Annotated in this window: 2 protein-coding genes; both read left to right on the top strand. The window is 70.7% G+C overall.

Features of this window, described 5'->3' with window-relative positions; all coding sequences use genetic code 11:
- On the top strand, positions 1 to 525 hold a 525-nt coding region (locus AC1DU6_RS32465; RefSeq protein ID WP_477862356.1), incomplete at its 5' end, for an outer membrane lipoprotein LolB.
- The coding region (gene ispE, locus AC1DU6_RS32460) for a 4-(cytidine 5'-diphospho)-2-C-methyl-D-erythritol kinase (protein ID WP_477862354.1) at positions 522 to 1,062 on the top strand (541 nt) is incomplete at its 3' end. The genes AC1DU6_RS32465 and ispE, both read left to right, overlap by 4 nt.

Genomic DNA, 1,062 nt, shown 5'->3' with positions numbered 1-1,062 from the left:
GGTCAAGCCGCGATGAGGCTGGCCGCCCTGCTCCTCGCGCTCGCCATTGCCGGCTGCGCGCAGTTGCCTCAGGCGCCGCCCGCTGGCCAGGAGTCCCGGCTCAGCGGCCGCATCAGCGTGACGGTGGCCGGCGATGCGCACAACCGTGGCACCGGCGGTGCGGCCAGCTTCGAACTGTTCGGCGGCCCGCAGGCTGGTCGGCTGGAGCTGACATCGCCGCTCGGCGCCCTGGTAGCCCGCGCGAACTGGCAGCCCGGCCGCGTCACGCTGCAGACGCCCGGCGACGAGCGCCGCTTCGACGACCTCGACGCATTGACCCGCGAGTTGCTGGGCGAGCCGGTGCCGGTTGCCGCGCTGTTTGACTGGCTGCAGGCCCGACCCTGGCCCGCCGCGCCACACCGCACGACGACGAGCGGCTTCGAGCAACTGGGCTGGCGCATCGAACCCAAGCTGCCCGCCCTCGTCGCCACGCGCCTGGCCGAACCCACCGTCACGCTGCGCGCCCGGCTGGACAGCGGCGAATGAAGGCGCTGTACGACCTGGCCGCGCCCGCCAAGCTCAACCTCTTTTTGCATGTGATCGGCAAGCGGCCTGATGGCTACCACCTGCTGCAGTCAGTCTTTGTGCTGATCGATTGGGCGGACACATTGCATGTGGAGATTCGCTCGGACGGGCGGCTGCATCGCCATGATGTGCTCGCAGGCGCCCTGCCCGCCGATGACCTCTGCCTGCGCGCCGCTCGCCTGCTGCAAACCGAGACCGGCTGCACGCTCGGCGCCGACATCCACCTGGAAAAGCGGCTGCCTGCCGGTGCCGGCATGGGCGGCGGCTCGTCGGATGCGGCGACGACGCTGCTGGCGCTGAACCGGCTCTGGGATCTGCGCCTGCCGCTGGACCGCCTGATAGCGCTCGGCTTGAAGCTCGGCGCCGACCTGCCCTTCTTCCTCGGCGGCGGCCCGGCCTTCGTTGAAGGCATCGGCGAAATCCTGCATCCGCTGACCTTGCCCGAGCAGCGCTTCGCCGTGCTCAAAGGCCCGGCGGGGCTGGCGACCAAGGACATCT

It is taken from the genome of Roseateles sp. P5_B10, from assembly GCF_056400485.1.
This window is presented reverse-complemented; position numbering and strand designations above follow the sequence as displayed.